Raw genomic sequence first — 17,136 nt, forward strand, 5'->3', positions numbered from 1 at the left:
GCGCGCCCGGCGCGCCCTACTAAAAAACCCAGCGTTAAAAACACAGGTTCACCCAAGCGCATGACTGAAAACCAGACGACTTTAACGCCTTTGCAAAAGGCTTTCTTGGCGATAGAAAAACTGCAAGCCAAATTGGCGTGCAGCGAACAAGCCATGCACGAGCCTATCGCCTTGATCGGTATGGCCTGTCGCTTTCCAGGCAAAGCCGATAATCTGACCGACTATTGGGAACTGCTGGAAAACGGCGTCGATGCCGTCGGCCCTATCCCCAAGCGGCGTTGGGATCATCAGGCTTTTTACGATGCCAACGGAACAACACCGGGGACGACCTATGTCCGTGAGGCGGCATTTTTGGACGCCGCTTCAGACCCCTCCGTAGGCTTCGATGCCGAATTTTTCGGTATACCGCCCAAGGAAGCCAATCTCCTCGATCCCCAGCAACGGTTATTGCTGGAACTGGCCTACGAGGCGCTGGAGCATGCCGGTATTCCCAGCCGTTCCCTGAAAGACAGCAACACTGGTGTTTTTATCGGCATAGGCCAGCAGGATTATCTGCATTTAATCCGCGAAACGGCAATGGTTGACGGCGCCGAACTGTACATGGGCACAGGCAACGGTTTTTGTTTTGCATCGGGGCGCTTGTCTTATTCATTAGGCCTGCAAGGCCCCAGTTTTTCGTTGGATACCGCCTGTTCATCGTCATTGGTCGCCGTGCACCAGGCCTGTTTAAGTTTACGGGCTAAAGAATGCGACTTGGCGTTGACCGGCGGGGTGCAACTGATGCTGTCACCGTCCGCATTCGTACTGATGTCCGGCTCCAAAGCGCTGGCGCGGGATGGCCGTTGCAAGCCGTTCGATGCCGCAGCCGATGGTTACGGACGCGGCGAAGGTGGCGGCATGGTTGCGTTGAAACGGCTGTCGGATGCCATCAACGATGAAGACCGCATACTGGCGGTGATCCGAGGTTCTTCAGTAGACCATGATGGGCGTAGCAGCGGGCTTACCGTCCCTAACGGGCGGGCGCAGCAAATCCTGTTAAGGCGCGCCTTGAGCGTTGCGGGCATGGTGCCGGAAGCTGTGGGCTATGTCGAAGCGCATGGCACCGGTACATCCCTGGGTGACCCTATCGAATTCCAGGCCTTGGCGGATGTCTTGCGCCATCAGTCCGCAACGCCTTTGCTGCTGGGCTCGGTCAAGAGCAACATCGGGCATCTGGAGGCCGCTGCGGGTATTGCCGGACTCATTAAACTGGTAATGGCGATACAGCAAGCCAGGATTCCACCCGCCTTACACTTTAAGCAGCCGAACCCCGCCATTCCCTGGCAGGATTATCCGATAAGGGTAGTTACGACCATGTCCGATTGGCCCGACCGGGACAACCGGGTCGGTTTGGTCAGCTCATTCGGCTTAAGCGGCACGAATAGCCAGGTCATTATCGGTCAGTCCCCGGAAATCGCCTGCAACAATGTCTGCAATGAAACCAGCCAGTTATTTAAATTATCGGCTAAAACTCCGGCGGCTTTGCGTGACTGGGCGGGGCGGCATTGGCAAAAATTGGCCCGCGCTGAAGATGAAAGCCTCGCCGATATATGTTACAGCGCTAATGCCAGCCGCGACGATTACGATTGGCGCTTGGCGACCGTGGTCAGCAGCGTTTCCGGGTTACGGGCATTTTTAGAAACCGCTATGGCGGATGCTAACGTGTTGCCGATAGCTAAAAAAACCAAAGCGCCGGTGTTTTTGTTCAGCGGGCAGGGTAGTGTGCAGACGCAGGCCGGTCACGCCTTATTTCAGACCCAGCCGGTATTTAAAGCCGCGTTACTGGCCTGCGATGACGCATTAACCGCACAAGGTCATGCGTCCGCGACGGAACTGCTGTATGGCGAGCAATCGGCGGTTTTGCTGCAACACACCGCACATGAACAAGTGGCGTTGTTTGCATTGCAATATGCCTTGGCGAAAATGTGGCTGTCCTGGGGGATTGTGCCGGGGATGGTTCTGGGGCATAGCGTCGGCGAATATGCCGCCGCGTGTATTGCCGGTGTGTTTGATGTTGCTACGGCGATCAATTTGCTGTGTGCACGGGGGCGGTTGATGCAGGCCTTGCCGGATGACGGCGGCATGGTCGCCGTGTTTGCCGGTGCCGATAGCGTCCGGCCGTTATTGCAGGGTTTGGACGATAAGCTGGCGATTGCCGCCGTGAACGCACAGGATCAAGTCGTGGTGTCCGGTACCCGTGATGCGCTGCTCATATTTTGCGAACGGGCGTTACAGAACAAACTGACGATAACAACGCTGCCGGTCAGGCGCGGTTTCCATTCGCCGCAGGTCGATGCGATGCTGCCCGCCTTTAAAGATTATTTGACCGGGGTCATCTTTAATAAACCGCAACTTCGTTTCGTATCAACGGTTACCGGCAATATCGAAAGCGCCGCGCTGACCACTGTTGATTATTGGTTACAGCATACGCGGCACAGCGTGTTGTTTGCAAAGGCGGTGGATACGGCAATCGCGCTGGACGGCATGGTTTTTATAGAGCTTGGTGCGAAGCCGGTGCTGGCGGCTTTATGCCGGAATGCCCAGGTGACGGCCTTGTCCGCGCTGACGACAGCGGCTAGCGATTGGGACAGCATACAGCGGACCTTGGCGGCTTTATACCAACAGGGCAGCACCGTGGATTGGGCGGCATTTTATCAGGGGCGGCGCAAACGGTTAACGGCGTTGCCGACTTATCCGTGGCAGCGCCAACGTTATGGGTTCCAGCCTGCGCCAGCGGGGCGCAAACACACGGGGCAGGTCAGTGTGCAGCCTATCCACCCGCTGCTCGAACAGCATACGCAATCGCCGTTGCTAAACGCCATCTTGTTCCAAGGCGGGATCAGTTGCGCCAGACTGCCGTTTTTAGACGACCATAAAGTATTCGGACGCGTCGTCGTGGCAGGCGCCTGCCATTTGTCGGCGGCGGTCGCGGCAGCGCGGTCTGTGCTCGGTACCGGCACGGTCAAGCTGGAACACATCGAATTTATCGAAGCCTTAAGCTTAGCCGATCACGAGCAACGCGCGCTGCATCTGAGTCTGACGCCGACCGCCGCAGGCGCTTATGCGCTAAAAACCATCAGCTTGCCGTTGACGGCAGATCAGCACGCCACGGCGTTTGTCGAAAATAGCTTGGCGCTTATTGCACCATCGGCGATGATGCCCGCGCTGAGTCTGGACAGCATAGGCGGGCTAAAACAACAGTGTCCCGAATCGCTGGCCGTAGCCGATTTTTATCATTTGTTAGCGCAACAGCATGTCGAATTAGGCGGCAGCTTCCGCTGGTTGCTGTCGCTACATAAAGGCAAGCAGCAGGCCTTGGCGCGTATGCGCGCCGCCAGCGCCGACGAGCGGGCTTTCGGCTTGCATCCGGGCCTGATCGACGCCTGTTTTCAGTTGCTGGGCGCGGCCGTGCCTGAGCAATACACGGCAACCTATATTCCGGTTGCGGTCAGCCAGTGGCAGGTCAACGCCCCGGTCCAACACGGCGAACTATGGTGTCATGCCTGTCTGGACCAAGATATGCTAGGCGCAGAGGGTTTGATTAGCGGCGATGTCGAATTATTCGCCGATGACGGTGCGGTCGTGGCGCGTTTTTCCGGTGTTAGTCTGCGTAAGGCCGATACCGGCGCGTTGCAGTCGGCCTTAACCGTGGAGCAAAACCTTTATACGACCGAATGGCAGCCGGCTATGCCAAGTGCTGGCGTAACCGTAAGCTACAGCCGCTGGTTGACCGTTGGCCAGGATTTGGCCAGGCAAGCCGCAGCCGGTGCGGTGGGCACGGAATGGTTGGACACGGGAAGTTTCTTAAGTCGGCACAGTTTGCCGGTGGACGGGGTACTGCTCTGTTTCGATGCCGGAACTGGCGATTGGGCAGATTCCGCCCAGGCAAACACGGCCTGTTTATTGGCTTGCCTGCAACACTGGGCTCGTGTTGCACCGCCTGATGCCCCACGGTTAGCGGTCGTGACCCAACAGGCCAGGGCAGTCAACGGCAATGAGGCCGGTGATCCTGGCGTAGCCCTGCTTGCCGGACTGATACGCAGTTTTAACCATGAATATCCCGCTGCCCATTGCCAATGGCTGGATATAGATAGCGCGGCGCTATCGGCAGCGGAAATTTGTCAGCATCTACACGCTTTGCCCGACGAAACAGAAATCGCCTTACGCGATAACCGGCTTTATGTATCCCGCTTACAACGTTTGTCGGCAGCCGATATTAAGCCGCAGCACTGGCGGGGCTGTTATCTGGTCACCGGCGGCTCCGGCGCGCTGGGTCTGCAGACCGCCGAATGGCTGGTCGGCAAAGGGATAACCGAGATCGTGCTGATGTCCCGCAAGGCCATGACCGGCACTGCCCAAAGCCAGGTAGATGCGCTTAAGGCGCAGGGCGTCATCGTCCACAACGTTTATGGCGATGTCGCCGATGCCGGTTTTGTTAAGGCTGTGCTGGAACGGTTTGCCGGAGTTTTGCGGGGTATTATCCATGCGGCCGGCGTACTGGATGATGCCGTGATCGCCAATCTTAAGACTGAGCAAGTGGCGCGGGTGTTGCGCCCCAAAACCGTCGGACTGTGGAACTTACATCAGCATAGCCTGGCGTTAACGCTGGATCATTTTATCGTGTATTCCTCGGTCGCGGCCTTGTTCGGCGCGCCTGGGCAAGGCAATTATGCCGCCGCGAACAGTTTTTTGGATGCCTTTGTCGCGTGGCGGCATCAGCAGGGCTTGCCCGGTTTGAGTCTTAACTGGGGGCCTTGGGCCGGTTCGGGCATGGCGGCAGTCCAGAATACCGATACGTTGGCTGCTTCAGGCATCCATAAACTGGGCGCTGCACAGGCGTTTTTATTGCTGGAAAAAGCGCTTCATCATCAACAGGCCCAGATCGGTGTTTTTGCCATTGATTGGGCGCAGTTTGCGTTGACTCGCTCCGCAGGCTGGGCAGGCTTTTTTGCCCGCCAACACCCGTCGCAACAGGCTAGACAAAACAGCGCAGCCATGCCCGCCGCAGCCGGTTTGACTACGGCGCTGGCAGCCTTGGCTACTCAACAGCGCGAACATTATTTACGGGCATTTTTAAGCGAGCAGGTCGCTGATGTACTGGGCATGACCGCAGGCGGACGCTTTGCCGCCGACCAGGGTTTTGCAGAACTGGGCATGGATTCGTTAATGTCGCTGGAACTGAAAAACCGTTTACAACAAGCGCTGGGTACGCATTTGCCGTCCACCTTGGTATTTAAATATCCGTCGGTCGATGATTTGTTCGCTTTTCTGGTTGCCGGGGCTTTGCAGCCGTTATTTGCAACACCCTCGCAAGCCCAGGCAGACGATGACGATATAGCCCTGCTGCTGGAACAGGAGTTGTCGCAGCTGGAAGAGGCGCATAAACGATGAATCCGGCGAACGACAAACAGCAAGACCTGATGCGGCGCGCCTTGCAGGAGTTGCGTGAGCTGCGCGCCAAGCTGGCGCATTATGAAGACGCGGATCGGGACGCTGTCGCCATTATCGGCGTTGCCTGCCGTTTTCCCGGCGGTTGTGATACGCCGCAAGCGCTATGGGATTTTTTATGCGCCGGTCAACATGCCGTGGCAGAAGTCCCGGCGGAGCGCTGGCCTATTGACGATTATTACGATCCTGATCCGCATGCACCAGGAAAAATCAGCAGCCGCTACGGCGCTTTCCTGCAAGACATCGCTTATTTTGATGCGGAATTCTTCGGCATCTCCGCCAGGGAAGCCGAGCACATGGACCCGCAGCAGCGCTTGTTGCTGGAAACCAGCTGGCAGGCGCTGGAAAGCGCAGGCCTGCACAGCAAACCGTTGCGGGGCAGCAATACCGGCGTGTTTATTGGCTGCATGACCCAGGAATATTCCGAGTTGATACAGGATGTGGCCGCCATTGATGTCCATACCGGCGCGGGCAATGCGCCTAGCGTCATGGCGGGACGGCTCGCGTATTTTTACGGCTTGCAAGGCCCGGCATTGGTGGTTGACACCGCGTGTTCGTCTTCGTTGCTGGCCGTGCACCTGGCGGTTAAGGGCCTGCGTGCGCGGGACAGCGATCTGGCCTTGGCGGGCGGCATCAACCTGCAATTATCGCCGCGTGCGGCCATCACCGAAAGCCGCGCGATGATGCTGGCCCCGGACGGCTTGTGCAAAACCTTTGCCGAACAGGCCGATGGCATAGGCCGGGGCGACGGTGTCGGCGTCATCGTGTTAAAACGCCTGGGCGATGCCTTGCGTGACGGCGATCCGGTCATCGCGGTCATTAAAGGTTCGGCGGTCAATCATGACGGCCGCAGCAGCGGCTTGACCGTGCCTAGCGAACGCGCGCAAGTGGCGGTATTGAAAGCCGCATTGCGCGATGCCGGTGTTAGCGCCACGCAGCTGGGTTATGTTGAAGCGCATGGCACCGGAACACCGCTGGGCGATCCGATAGAAGTCAGCGCCCTGGCTGAGGTGTTCGGTGACCGGCCTGCCGACCAGCCCTTGCTGCTGGGTTCGATAAAAACCAATTTCGGGCATACCGAAGGCGCAGCCGGTATCGCCGGTTTAATCAAGGCCGCGCTGATGCTGCAACACAAAGCTATCCCGCCGCATTTGCATTGGGATAAGCCCAGCCCGCACATCCCGTGGCAAGCCATTCCGGTTGCCGTCGTGACGGCGTTGCAGGACTGGACGGTGGCCGACGGGCAACGCAGAATAGCCGGCGTCAGCGCCTTCGGCCTAAGCGGGACTAATGTGCATGTCATTCTGGAAGCCGCGCCTGTAGCGGATGATGTTGACGGGGCGGCGGAACCGTTGCCGATGTTGTTCAAGCTGTCCGCCAACAGCCAGCCGTCATTGACGGCTTTGGCCCGGCGCTATCAACCCTGGCTGGAAGGGCATCCCCAGCACGGATTGGCGGCGCTATGCCATGCCGCCGCGTTGTGCCGCCGTGATTTTTCCGAACGCGCCGCCATAGTCACCGACAATAAACAGGAATTGGCTGCGGCGTTGGCGGCTTTGCAGCAAGGCCGTACCCATACCGCTTTGCATTGTGGCAGCAGTCGTCACAAACCCCGGCTGGCGATGTTGTTTACCGGTCAGGGCGCCCAATATCCGGGCATGGCTAAGGAATTGTTCCAGCGCTGGCCGGTGTTCCGTGACGCGATAACGGTTTGCGCGGGGCATTTGGACGGTTTGCTGGACCAGCCGCTGCTGGACTTGCTGGCCGACGATGCCTGCTTACAACGCACGCTCTATGCACAGCCTTGCGTGTTTGCCGTCGATTATGCGCTGTACTGCTTATGGCGGTCATGGGGCGTGGAACCGGAAGCCGTTATCGGACACAGCCTGGGCGAGTATGTTGCGGCGTGTGTTGCCGGTGTGTTTTCGCTAGCCGATGCTTTGGAGCTGGTCGTGGCCCGCGCCCGTTTGATGGATCAAGCTCCGGGCGAGGGGGCTATGTTAGCGGTGGCCTCGTCCCGGGACAGTTTGGTAGGGCTATTGGGCGCCGGACTAATGGGGCTGGATATGGCGGCTGTCAATGCGCCTCAGCACTGTGTGTTGTCCGGCAGCACGGCCATGATCGCCGAGGCGGAGCGCTATCTTGAAGAGCAGGATATGGCTTGCAGGCGTTTAAACGTGGCCCACGGTTTCCATTCGGTGCTGATGGAACCGGTATTGGCGCCGTTCCGCCAGGTGTTGGCAACGGTGTCCATGCGCTTGCCGTTTATGCCGATAGTTTCAAATGTCACCGGCAAGGCTGCCGGCCAGGAACTGACCACGGTTGATTATTGGCTGCAACACTGCCGTACCGCCGTGTTGTTTGCCGATGGCGTACAGGCCTTGCAAGATCTGGGTTGCGAGGTGTTTCTGGAATGTGGGCCGCGGCCGGTGTTATCGGCGCTGGTCGCAGCGACGCTAGGCCGTGCGGATAACATATTCAGCAGCCTGCACCCCGCCCAGGGCGACAGCCTTTTGCATAGCGCCGCCGGTCTATATGCGGCAGGTCTGGATTTAAACTGGGACGCGCTGCTAGCCGATGTGCAGCCGCCGGCTCGGCGTCCGGTGTTGCCGGTTTATCCGTTTAACGGCAAGCGCTATTGGCTGGATACTGTGTCGATGCAGGCAGCGCAGCCGGTTTTAAAAACACGCTTGCATCCGCTGTTGCATCAACGTCTGCAACTGGCCGATGCAGACCGTTGTTATTATGAATCCGAGCTATCGACTATTGCGCCGTCCTATCTTGCCGAACACCGGGTGCACGACCAGCCCGTCGTACCATTGGCGGCGCTGCTGGAAATGATGTTCGCCGCAGCATTCGATACCTTAAGGCAAACCGCCCTGGGCTTGCGTAAGGTCGTTATCGAACAGCCCTTGATTATGAAGGCAGGCACACAACCGACCCAAGTCCAGCTAGGTGTGCACAAGTTGGACGGCGATGTTTATCAGATCAGGGTTTTCTCCCGCACCGAGGCCGGAACATGGCTGCGGCATATCAGCGCCCAGGCTGAAGCTGGTCGTGAACCGGTAACGCAAGCTGCCGCTTCCGGCTATGGGCAGCCGGTCACTGCCGATGCGGTTTACCAAAGCTTTAAACGCAAGCATATCGTTTACGGCCCCAGCTTCCAGACCCTGGCCCAGATTAACCATCACGGACAATCCGCCTATACGCTATTTAAGACCGTGGCCGGGGCAGACGATTATTTGCTGCATCCGGTGCTTTGGGATGCCTGTATGCAAACGGCGGGTATTGCCGTTGGCGAAACCGACGCGGCAGAAACCTGGCTGCCGGTTGCGATAGAGCGCGTCGATTTTTATCGCCCGGCTTTTATGGGCCTGCAATGCCAGGCACAGGTCACGGAAAATCTGGCTCGCCAATGCAGGGTTGACTTGAGTTTGGGCGAGGGCGGTCACCCCGTCGTTAACATGAGCGGCATCACGTTTCAGCCGGTGGCTAAGGACAGTCTGTTAAAAGCGCTGGCAGCCGATCTGGGACGTTGTCTGTATCAGGTGGAATGGCAACTGTTGAACGAGTTACCGCGCCATGAACCGCATGCCGAGGGGCTGACGCTGTGCGTGGGTTCGGCTCTGGCGCAACAGCTGGTCGGCAAACTGAATGAAGCGGGCAGGCGCAGCGGGTTATTGACGCTGGAGCAATTAACGGACGGCTTGCCCGCTTCGGCGACGGCGCTGCATATCGTGTATTGCGCCGAAGATTTTATCGCTGCCGATGACAGCAGCGCCAGTCTGGGCTTTTTAAGCTTGGTTCAGGCGCTGGCATCACAGGCTATTGCCGCCGATGTCACCGTACTGAGTTGTAATGCCGTCGGCATTGGCGGCTCTGCGCCATGCCCCCGGCAATCGGCGGTGTACGGCTTGCTGAAAACTGCGGCATTGGAATACCCGCAACGTCGCTGGCGCATGCTAGACATCAGCAGCTTGGCCGATAGTCTATTACTGGATGCGCTAGCGGGTGTAGCAAACGAGCCGCAGCTGGCGTTAAGCGAAAACCGCTGTTTTGCCGCCAGATTAATGCCGTTACCTGTTCCGCCGCGCAATACAGCGGTCGGCATCCGAAAAAACCGCAGTTATCTGGTGACCGGCGGTGCGGGTGCGTTAGGTTTCGCCGTCGTCGAGTATTTGGTCGCGCAGGGCGCGGAGTGCGTTGTCATCGCCGGTAGAACCGGATTGGACGGCATCGTTGCCGGGAAACTGTCTGAGTTGCGCGCTAACGGCGCGGTCATCGTTGGCGTTGCCGCCGATTTGGGGCAGGACAGCGGCATGGGCGCATTGTTGGCGGCATTGGCAAATCTGCCGCCGTTAGCGGGCGTGGTGCATGCGGCCGGTGTCCTGAACGACAGGTCTTTAACCGGTATGGATACCGACGTGTTTCTTGCGCCGTGGTCAGCGAAGGTGATGGCATTGTGCAAACTGGATGAAACATTATCCGGGCATGTGCTGGATTTTTTCGTCGTCTTTTCGTCGCTGGCGTCGCTGACCGGCTCGCCGGGGCAAGCCAATTACGCCGCCGCAAATGCCTACGCCGATGCGTTGATGCAGGCGCGAAAACAGCGCGGCTTACCGGCGCTCAGCATCAACTGGGGACCTTGGCGCGGCGGCGGTATGGTGGGTAATACGGCAGCGATGATGGCGGAAAAAGGCCTGGACAGCATAGATCCCGGACAAGGCATGGCTGTTTTTGCCGGTTTATTGGGTCATAGTGCGGCGCAAGTGGCGGTGATGCCGGTACGCTGGCCCGTGTTTTTGGCGGCTTTGCCTAATCCGTCCTCGGCGTTTTACCATGCGATGCAGACCGGCCAAGGCCTAATGCTGGCCGCAAGCCAAGACGGTTTAAGCCGCCAGCTGGCCGATGCGGAAATATCCCAGCGTTACGCGGTACTGGAGCGGGAACTGCGCCACACCATTGCGTTGGTGTTACGCGATCCCGATAGTGCGGGTATTGAAGCCAGGCAACGCTTCTTCGATAGCGGTTTCGATTCGCTGCTGGCGATGGATTTGACCAACCGCCTGGGCAAGCTTTTGGCTGTCGATTTGCCGTCCACGCTATTGTTCGATTATCCGACGCTGGAAGCCTTGCTAGGCTTTTTGGCGCAACGCCTGTCTTTTGATGTTCAAGCGACGGTGACGAGCGGTACGGCAGTCGGTGTTGAAACCCTCACGGAAACGGCAGCCGATCTCGATGAATGCAGCGATGAGCAGCTTGCCGAATTATTAATGCAACGACTAGCCTCTTTGGAATAGTGATGAGCGAATCTCAAGGAACACCGGATTACCGCGCGTTGATGATTGATGCGCTACGCAAGATAGACAATCTGCAAGCGCAGTTGCAAGCCGCAAAAAACGACCTGCATGAACCGATAGCGATTATCGGCATGGGCTGCCGGTTTCCGGGCGGGAGCTCAGGTATAGACGCTTATTTGCACACTTTGCGTTCAGGCCGCGACGCTATTGTGCCGATACCGCCGGGACGTTGGGATGTTGGGCATTACTACGATCCGGAACCGCAGCAAGCGGGTAAGATGTATGTGCGTGAAGGCGGTTTCCTGGATGCTATTGAAGATTTCGATGCCGAGTTCTTTGATATTTCGCCGCGTGAAGCAATGGGCATGGATCCACAGCAACGCTTATGGCTGGAAGTCTGCTGGGAAGCGCTGGAGCATGCTCATATTATTCCGGCTGATTTGTATGGCACGCAAACCGGGGTGTTTGTCGGCGCCAGCGGTTTCGATTTTGCGGCGGTCATGGCCAAGCACCTTAAGCCCGAACAGGTTGATGGCTATCTCGGTACCGGAGCGTCCTTAAACATGTTGGCGGGCAGGCTGTCGTATTACCTGGGTTTGACCGGTCCCAGCCTCGCCATCGACACCGCCTGTTCTTCGTCGCTGGTGGCGGTGCATAGCGCCTGCCAGAGCTTGCGTCTGCAAGAGTGCCAGTTGGCCTTGGCGGGCGGCGTCAATGTGTTGCTGGCACCGGAGACCTATATTGCCTTCAGCCAGGCCAATATGCTGTCCGGTGCTGCACGTTGCCAGGCCTTTGCCGATAATGCGGACGGCTTGATACGTTCGGAAGGTGCGGGCGTGGTCGTGCTGAAAAGGCTGGCGGATGCGCTGGGCGACGGCGACCGCATCATCGCCGTGATACGCGGCTCTGCGGTCAACCAGGACGGCGCCAGCGGCGGCTTGACCGTGCCGTCCGGGCCGTCGCAGCAGGCGGTGATCCGTTCGGCATTGGCCGCAGCTGGCGTGCGGCCTGAGCAGATCGGCTATATAGAAGCGCACGGTACCGGAACGCCGTTGGGCGACCCGATAGAATTCGGCGCGCTGGCGGCCAGCTATGGCCGGGGCGATGCGGATAAGCCGGTTTATCTGGCTTCGGTTAAGACCAACCTGGGGCATCTCGAGGCGGCGTCCGGCATTGCCGGATTAATCAAGGCCGCTCTGTCCGTCTGCCACGGTGAGATCTTTCCGCATCTGCATTTTAAGTCGCCCAGCCGACATATTGACTGGCAGTCCTGGGCGGTGAAAATCCCGGTAACTGCCGAACCCTGGCCTGACCTTCAGCGCTTGGCGGCAGTCAGCTCTTTCGGCTTGAGCGGCACGAATGCCCATCTTATTGTCGAGCAGCCCCCGCAAGCGCTCTGTCCACAGGTCTTGCCACCCGGCGGCACGCAGATTTTGCAGTTATCGGCAAAATCACGGCAGGCGCTGCAACAACTGGCGGCTAGCTATGCAGAACAGCTGTTTTCCAAGGCCGATGCCAATATTGCCGGGATTTGTGCTGCCGCGAACACCAGTCGTTCCCGTTTTAAACACGAATTGAACTTGCGCGCCGACACTGCGGCGGCATTTAAAAGCCAATTGGAACAGTTTGCGCTAACGGGATTGATGCCGCAAATTCCGGCAGGGTACGCATCGGGCATCATCAGTTCTGACGTACTACAGGTACGTGATAGCGCACACGCTATATATCAACGCCAAACCTGCGTTGACTTACCGACTTATCCCTGGTGCAAGCAACGCCATTGGCCGGACTGGTTCAACGCCAAGCCCGCAGCGCTTGCCGAAAAACCGCGCTTCTCCGGCAAGCAGCTCGCCACGTCAGCATGGGCCGCAGAGGTCACCGTGTTTGAACTCGAACTGGATAGCGACACCTGGCCGTGGTTGTGCGAGCATCAGGTTTACGGCATGGCGGTTGCCCCGGTTGCGTTGTTTATTGCCGTTATTTACGACGCGCTTAGCCGTTGCTATGCCGGGCAAGCGTTCGGCCTACAAGATGTCGAGATCGAACGCGCCTTATTGTTGCCGGAACACGATGCCGTTACCTTGCAATGCGTGTTGCGGCAAGATGCCCAAGGCGTTGTCGCCCAAGTGTTTGGCAAAGAGCAAAAATCCGGCGCTTGGCTGTTACATGTGTCTGGCGTTGTCGAACTGCATGCTCTTCCGTTTACCGGCATGGCTTGGCCCGGATTGCCTGGGGATGGTTTTGGACACATGAACGGCGCGGCATTTTATGATGCCTATGCCGAACACGGCCTGGTTTATGGCGAGGCTTTCCAGCGCATCCAGCAGTTGTGGCAAGGCGAGGGCAAAGCGGTCGCCGAGTTGGCGGCGCTGGCCGACACTGAAACATCCGCTACCCCGCATCCGCTTATGCTGGATGCGCTATTACAAACCCTGGGCGCGGTAATCGCCAGGGATGGTGTGAATGCCGCAAACCTGCCTGGAGCAGGTGTGGCGATCGCCAGGGACGGTGTGAATGCCGCAAACCTGCCTGGAGCAGGTGCGGCGATTGCCAGGGATGGTGTGAATGCCGACTTACGCTTGCCGACACGGATAAAATACATCCGGTTTTATGCTAGCGACTTTAGTGCCTGCCGTTGGGCCTGCGCTGAAATGGATGGTGACCTGCAGGCAGGATTAATGCTTTACGATGCCGACCACCGCGCTTTGATAGGCCTGCACGGTGTGGAGCTAAGCCCTATTGGCAAGACGCAATTGCAGCGGTTGTTAATGCCGGTTGCGGATTATTTTTATACGCCGGTTTGGCGGTCACAGCCGCTTACACGAACGCGGCCCCTAACTTCGTGGCTGGTGTTGTCGTTAGGTGCTGAAGCCGATCTGATACCGCAATTGCAGGCCAGGGGTGACCGCGTCGTGCTGGTCGGGGAACTGGCGGACACCGATTTGAGCGGCATAGACGTTGTGCTCGATTTAAGGCCGTTGTCGTGGACGGTCACCGATACGCCGGGACTGCCGCAATGGCTAGCCGATTGCGGGCGCTTGCTGTCGACCTTAAATCAATTGCAAGGCGCTGCGCCGCAGTTAACGATAGTGACCCGCGCCGTGCATGCCGATACCGGGGCCCAGGCCAATCTGGCCGGTGCCGCGCTATGGGGCATGGCGGCCGTCATTTGCCATGAGCATGCCGAGTTGCAGCCACGGATTATCGATGTCGCAGATGCCGGACAATTGCTGCCGGTTTTGCTCGACCAAAGCGCCGAGCAGCGCTGGCTGGGACGGCAGGACGGCTGGTATGTGCAAAGGCTGGGTCGGTATCGGCCTAAAGCCGGGGCTGCGCCGGACTTGGTTGCCGATGCCAGCTATTTGATCACCGGCGGTTTAGGCGCCTTGGGGGTGGTTACGGCACGTTGGCTGGCCGGGCGCGGCGCGCGTCATCTGGTCATTTCCACGCGGCAGGCCGGTGCCGACCTGCCCGAAGAATTGGCGGCATTACAGCCGCAGGTTGACATCACCGTCATGCAGGCGGATGTTTCGGATGTCCGGCAACTGGAAGCACTGCTGGCAAGCATAGACGGGACCGGCCATCCATTGCGCGGTATTGTGCACTGCGCCGGTTACAGCGATGACGGCTTATTGCTGGACCAGACGGTGCAGCGTTTTGAAAACGTAGCCGGGCCCAAGCTGTTGGCTGCGGTACATTTGGACAGATTGACGCGTAATAAGCAGGTCGATTTTTTTCTGCTGTATTCATCGTTAACGGCCTTGTTGGGCAGCGCCGGACAGGGCGCTTATGCGGCGGCTAACGCCGCCATGGACGCCGTTGCGTTGCAGCGGCGGCGGGCGGGGTATACGGCGACCACGATAAATTGGGGGCCCTGGGACAGCGGTTTGCGCTCGGACGCCATGCGGGGACTCTGGCAACAGGCCGGTATCGGCCTGATCGATGAAGCGCGCGGCATCGCCGCTCTTGACCAGATTTTAGACGATGCAGTCGCCCAGCTTTGTGTCGTCGATGCCGATTGGCGCAAGGTCGGCGGGCAGAGCGCTTCAGTCATACCGTCATTGCTGAAAGAGCAGATTGCCGATGTGGCTGGGGTTAAAAACGCTAGCCCAGGCAACGAAGTCCTTGCCGCTTTGCACCATGCCGATAGCCGGCAACGCCGCGCCCTGCTGGAAACCTGGCTATGCCGCCAGCTGGCGGCAACGCTGAAGCGGGATGTGGCAACGACCCACTTGGGCACGGCGTTCAGTTCCTTAGGTCTGGATTCCTTGGCGGCGGTTGAATTACGCAGTGTGATACGCAAGCAATTGGCGGTGGACGTACCGGTGTCGCAGTTGTTGCAAAGCGATGGCCGGGCTTTGTCGGCATTTCTTGAACAGGCTGTAATCAGCCCATTACAACAGCGCCCCAAACAGGTTTTGGATGTGCTTGCAGACGAAGACATGATAGAGGGGGAACTTTGAGTATCCAGGGATTTGTAGAAAAACTGACGGAAAGTCGCGTTGAAATATGGCTGGCAGGCGATAAATTACGCTATCGTGCGCCCAAACAGCTGTTATCGCCGGAATTGATGGCTGAACTTAAAGCCAGAAAAGACGAGTTGCTAAGCCATTTGCAAGCACAGGAGCAACAGCCTTTTTCGCTGACTTATGGGCAACGGGCCTTATGGTTTCTGCATAAAACAGCACCCGATAGCCCGGCCTATAATGTCGCGTTTTCTGCCGTCATTGCCTCGGCTTTCGACAGTGCCGTGATGTATCAGGCGCTACTCTGTCTTAACCAGCGGCATGCCGCGCTGAGATTGCGCTTTGAAGACATCAGGGGCGAGCCCCGGCAATTTATCTGTGCTGATCATACCGTGGATTATCAGCTTATTGATGCGTCCGGCTGGGACGACGCAAGGCTTGACGATGAAGTCGTCAGCAGTTACCGGCAGCCGTTCAACCTTAACTTGCAACAGCCGTTGTTCAGGGTGAGGATCTTCAGCCGCGCCGTTGACCAACACGTCTTGTTAATAAGCTTCCATCATATTGTCGGCGACGGCTGGTCGCTATGGTTGCTGCTGGATGACTTGGGCCGCAGCTATCAGGCGCTTAAAGCCGGGCAAGAACCGGCCTTGCCGCTTATCCCCGTTTCGTACCGGACTTATGCCTTGCAACAGCAGCAGTGGCTCGCATCCGCCGAGTTGGAGCGCGATTGGGCTTATTGGCAGGAACGGTTTGCCGAAATGCCGCCGTTATTGAATTTGCCGGTGTTGCGCCCGTTTCCGCTTAAGCGCAGTTACCAGGGCGCTTCTTATCGTCTGGACATACCGTCAGCGACGCTGGCGGCGCTACGTAGACTGGCGGCAGAACGCGGGGTCACGCTTTATGTGTTGTTGTTGGCAGGCCTGCAATTACTATTGCACCGTTGTTGCAACCAGGAACTGCTATGCGTGGGGACACCGCTGGCCGGACGCGATGACGATGCTTATGCGGATGTCGTCGGTTATTTCGTCAACCCGATGCCCTTATTGTCCAAACTCGACGGACAGATCAGCGTCGCCGAGTTTATAGATGCCAGCAGCAACGAAATATTGGCAGCCATGGCGCATCAGCAGTTGCCGTTAGCGCTGATGCTGGAGCGCTTGCAACTGGCGCGCGATACCGGCAGGCCGCCGCTATTTCAAGCGGCTTTTGTCTTCCAGCAACTGCAAAAATCCCAGCACATACTGGACCTCAATAGTGCCGGTGGAGAAGCTACGGCCGATTGGGGCGGCTTGCGCTTAGCGCCTTATACGCTGTGCCAACAGGAAGGGCAGTTTGATTTGTCTGTGGAATTAATGGAAGCCGGTGCCGATTTGATCGGCACGCTTAAATACAATACCGATGTGCTGGACAGTGACGATGCTGCCAGACTGGCTGATTATTACCGGCAGGTGCTGGTTGGTTTGCCCGCGTATCTGCATCGGAAGGCGGCTGAAATACCGCTGCTGGATGCACATTATCGTGCCGTGCTGTTACACGACTGGAATGCCACCGACTACCCTTACGGCAACCATTTTTTACCGGATCTATTAACTCGACAAGCGCAACAAACGCCCGACCATCCGGCGCTGATATTTAACGGTACAACCCTAAGCTACGGCGAACTGGAATGCCGGGCCAACCGTCTGGCGCACTATTTGCAGAAACAGGGGGCAGGCCCTGAAAGCCTGATAGCGGTCAGCATGGAACGCAGTATCGACCTGGTCATCGCGCTGCATGCCATCGTCAAGGCGGGCGCGGCCTACGTGCCCCTAGACCCGGACTACCCGCAGGAACGGCTGGACTATATGATCGCCGATGCCGGGGCGGAGCTGTTGTTGACG

4 protein-coding genes are annotated in these 17,136 nt (G+C 58.1%); all 4 read left to right on the forward strand.

Going from position 1 to position 17,136, the window contains the following annotated elements; translation table 11 throughout:
- Positions 1-60 precede the first annotated feature (60 nt).
- On the forward strand, positions 61-5,430 hold the full coding sequence (locus tag Q7V20_RS10620) for a type I polyketide synthase (protein ID WP_304790380.1): 5,370 nt from the start codon (positions 61-63) through the stop codon (positions 5,428-5,430).
- Complete coding sequence (locus Q7V20_RS10625; RefSeq protein ID WP_304790382.1) at positions 5,427-10,787, forward strand: type I polyketide synthase; 5,361 nt, start codon at positions 5,427-5,429, stop codon at positions 10,785-10,787. Before Q7V20_RS10620 ends, Q7V20_RS10625 begins: the two co-directional genes overlap by 4 nt.
- Positions 10,788-10,789: 2 nt before the next feature.
- On the forward strand, positions 10,790-15,250 hold the full coding sequence (locus Q7V20_RS10630; RefSeq protein WP_304790385.1) for an SDR family NAD(P)-dependent oxidoreductase: 4,461 nt from the start codon (positions 10,790-10,792) through the stop codon (positions 15,248-15,250).
- Positions 15,247-17,136, forward strand: a 1,890-nt coding sequence (locus Q7V20_RS10635) for a condensation domain-containing protein (protein ID WP_304790387.1), incomplete at its 3' end; no start/stop codon positions are given. The genes Q7V20_RS10630 and Q7V20_RS10635, both read left to right, overlap by 4 nt.

Origin of the sequence: Aquabacterium sp., from assembly GCF_030652515.1 — a bacterium.
Taxonomy (GTDB): domain Bacteria; phylum Pseudomonadota; class Gammaproteobacteria; order Burkholderiales; family Burkholderiaceae_C; genus Aquabacterium.

Excerpts from the sequence above, each read along its gene's own strand:
- Q7V20_RS10620 (WP_304790380.1), top strand. The coding sequence starts at position 61 with ATGACTGAAAACCAGACGACTTTAACGCCTTTGCAAAAGGCTTTCTTG.
- Q7V20_RS10625 (WP_304790382.1), top strand. The coding sequence starts at position 5,427 with ATGAATCCGGCGAACGACAAACAGCAAGACCTGATGCGGCGCGCCTTG.
- Q7V20_RS10630 (WP_304790385.1), top strand. The coding sequence starts at position 10,790 with ATGAGCGAATCTCAAGGAACACCGGATTACCGCGCGTTGATGATTGAT.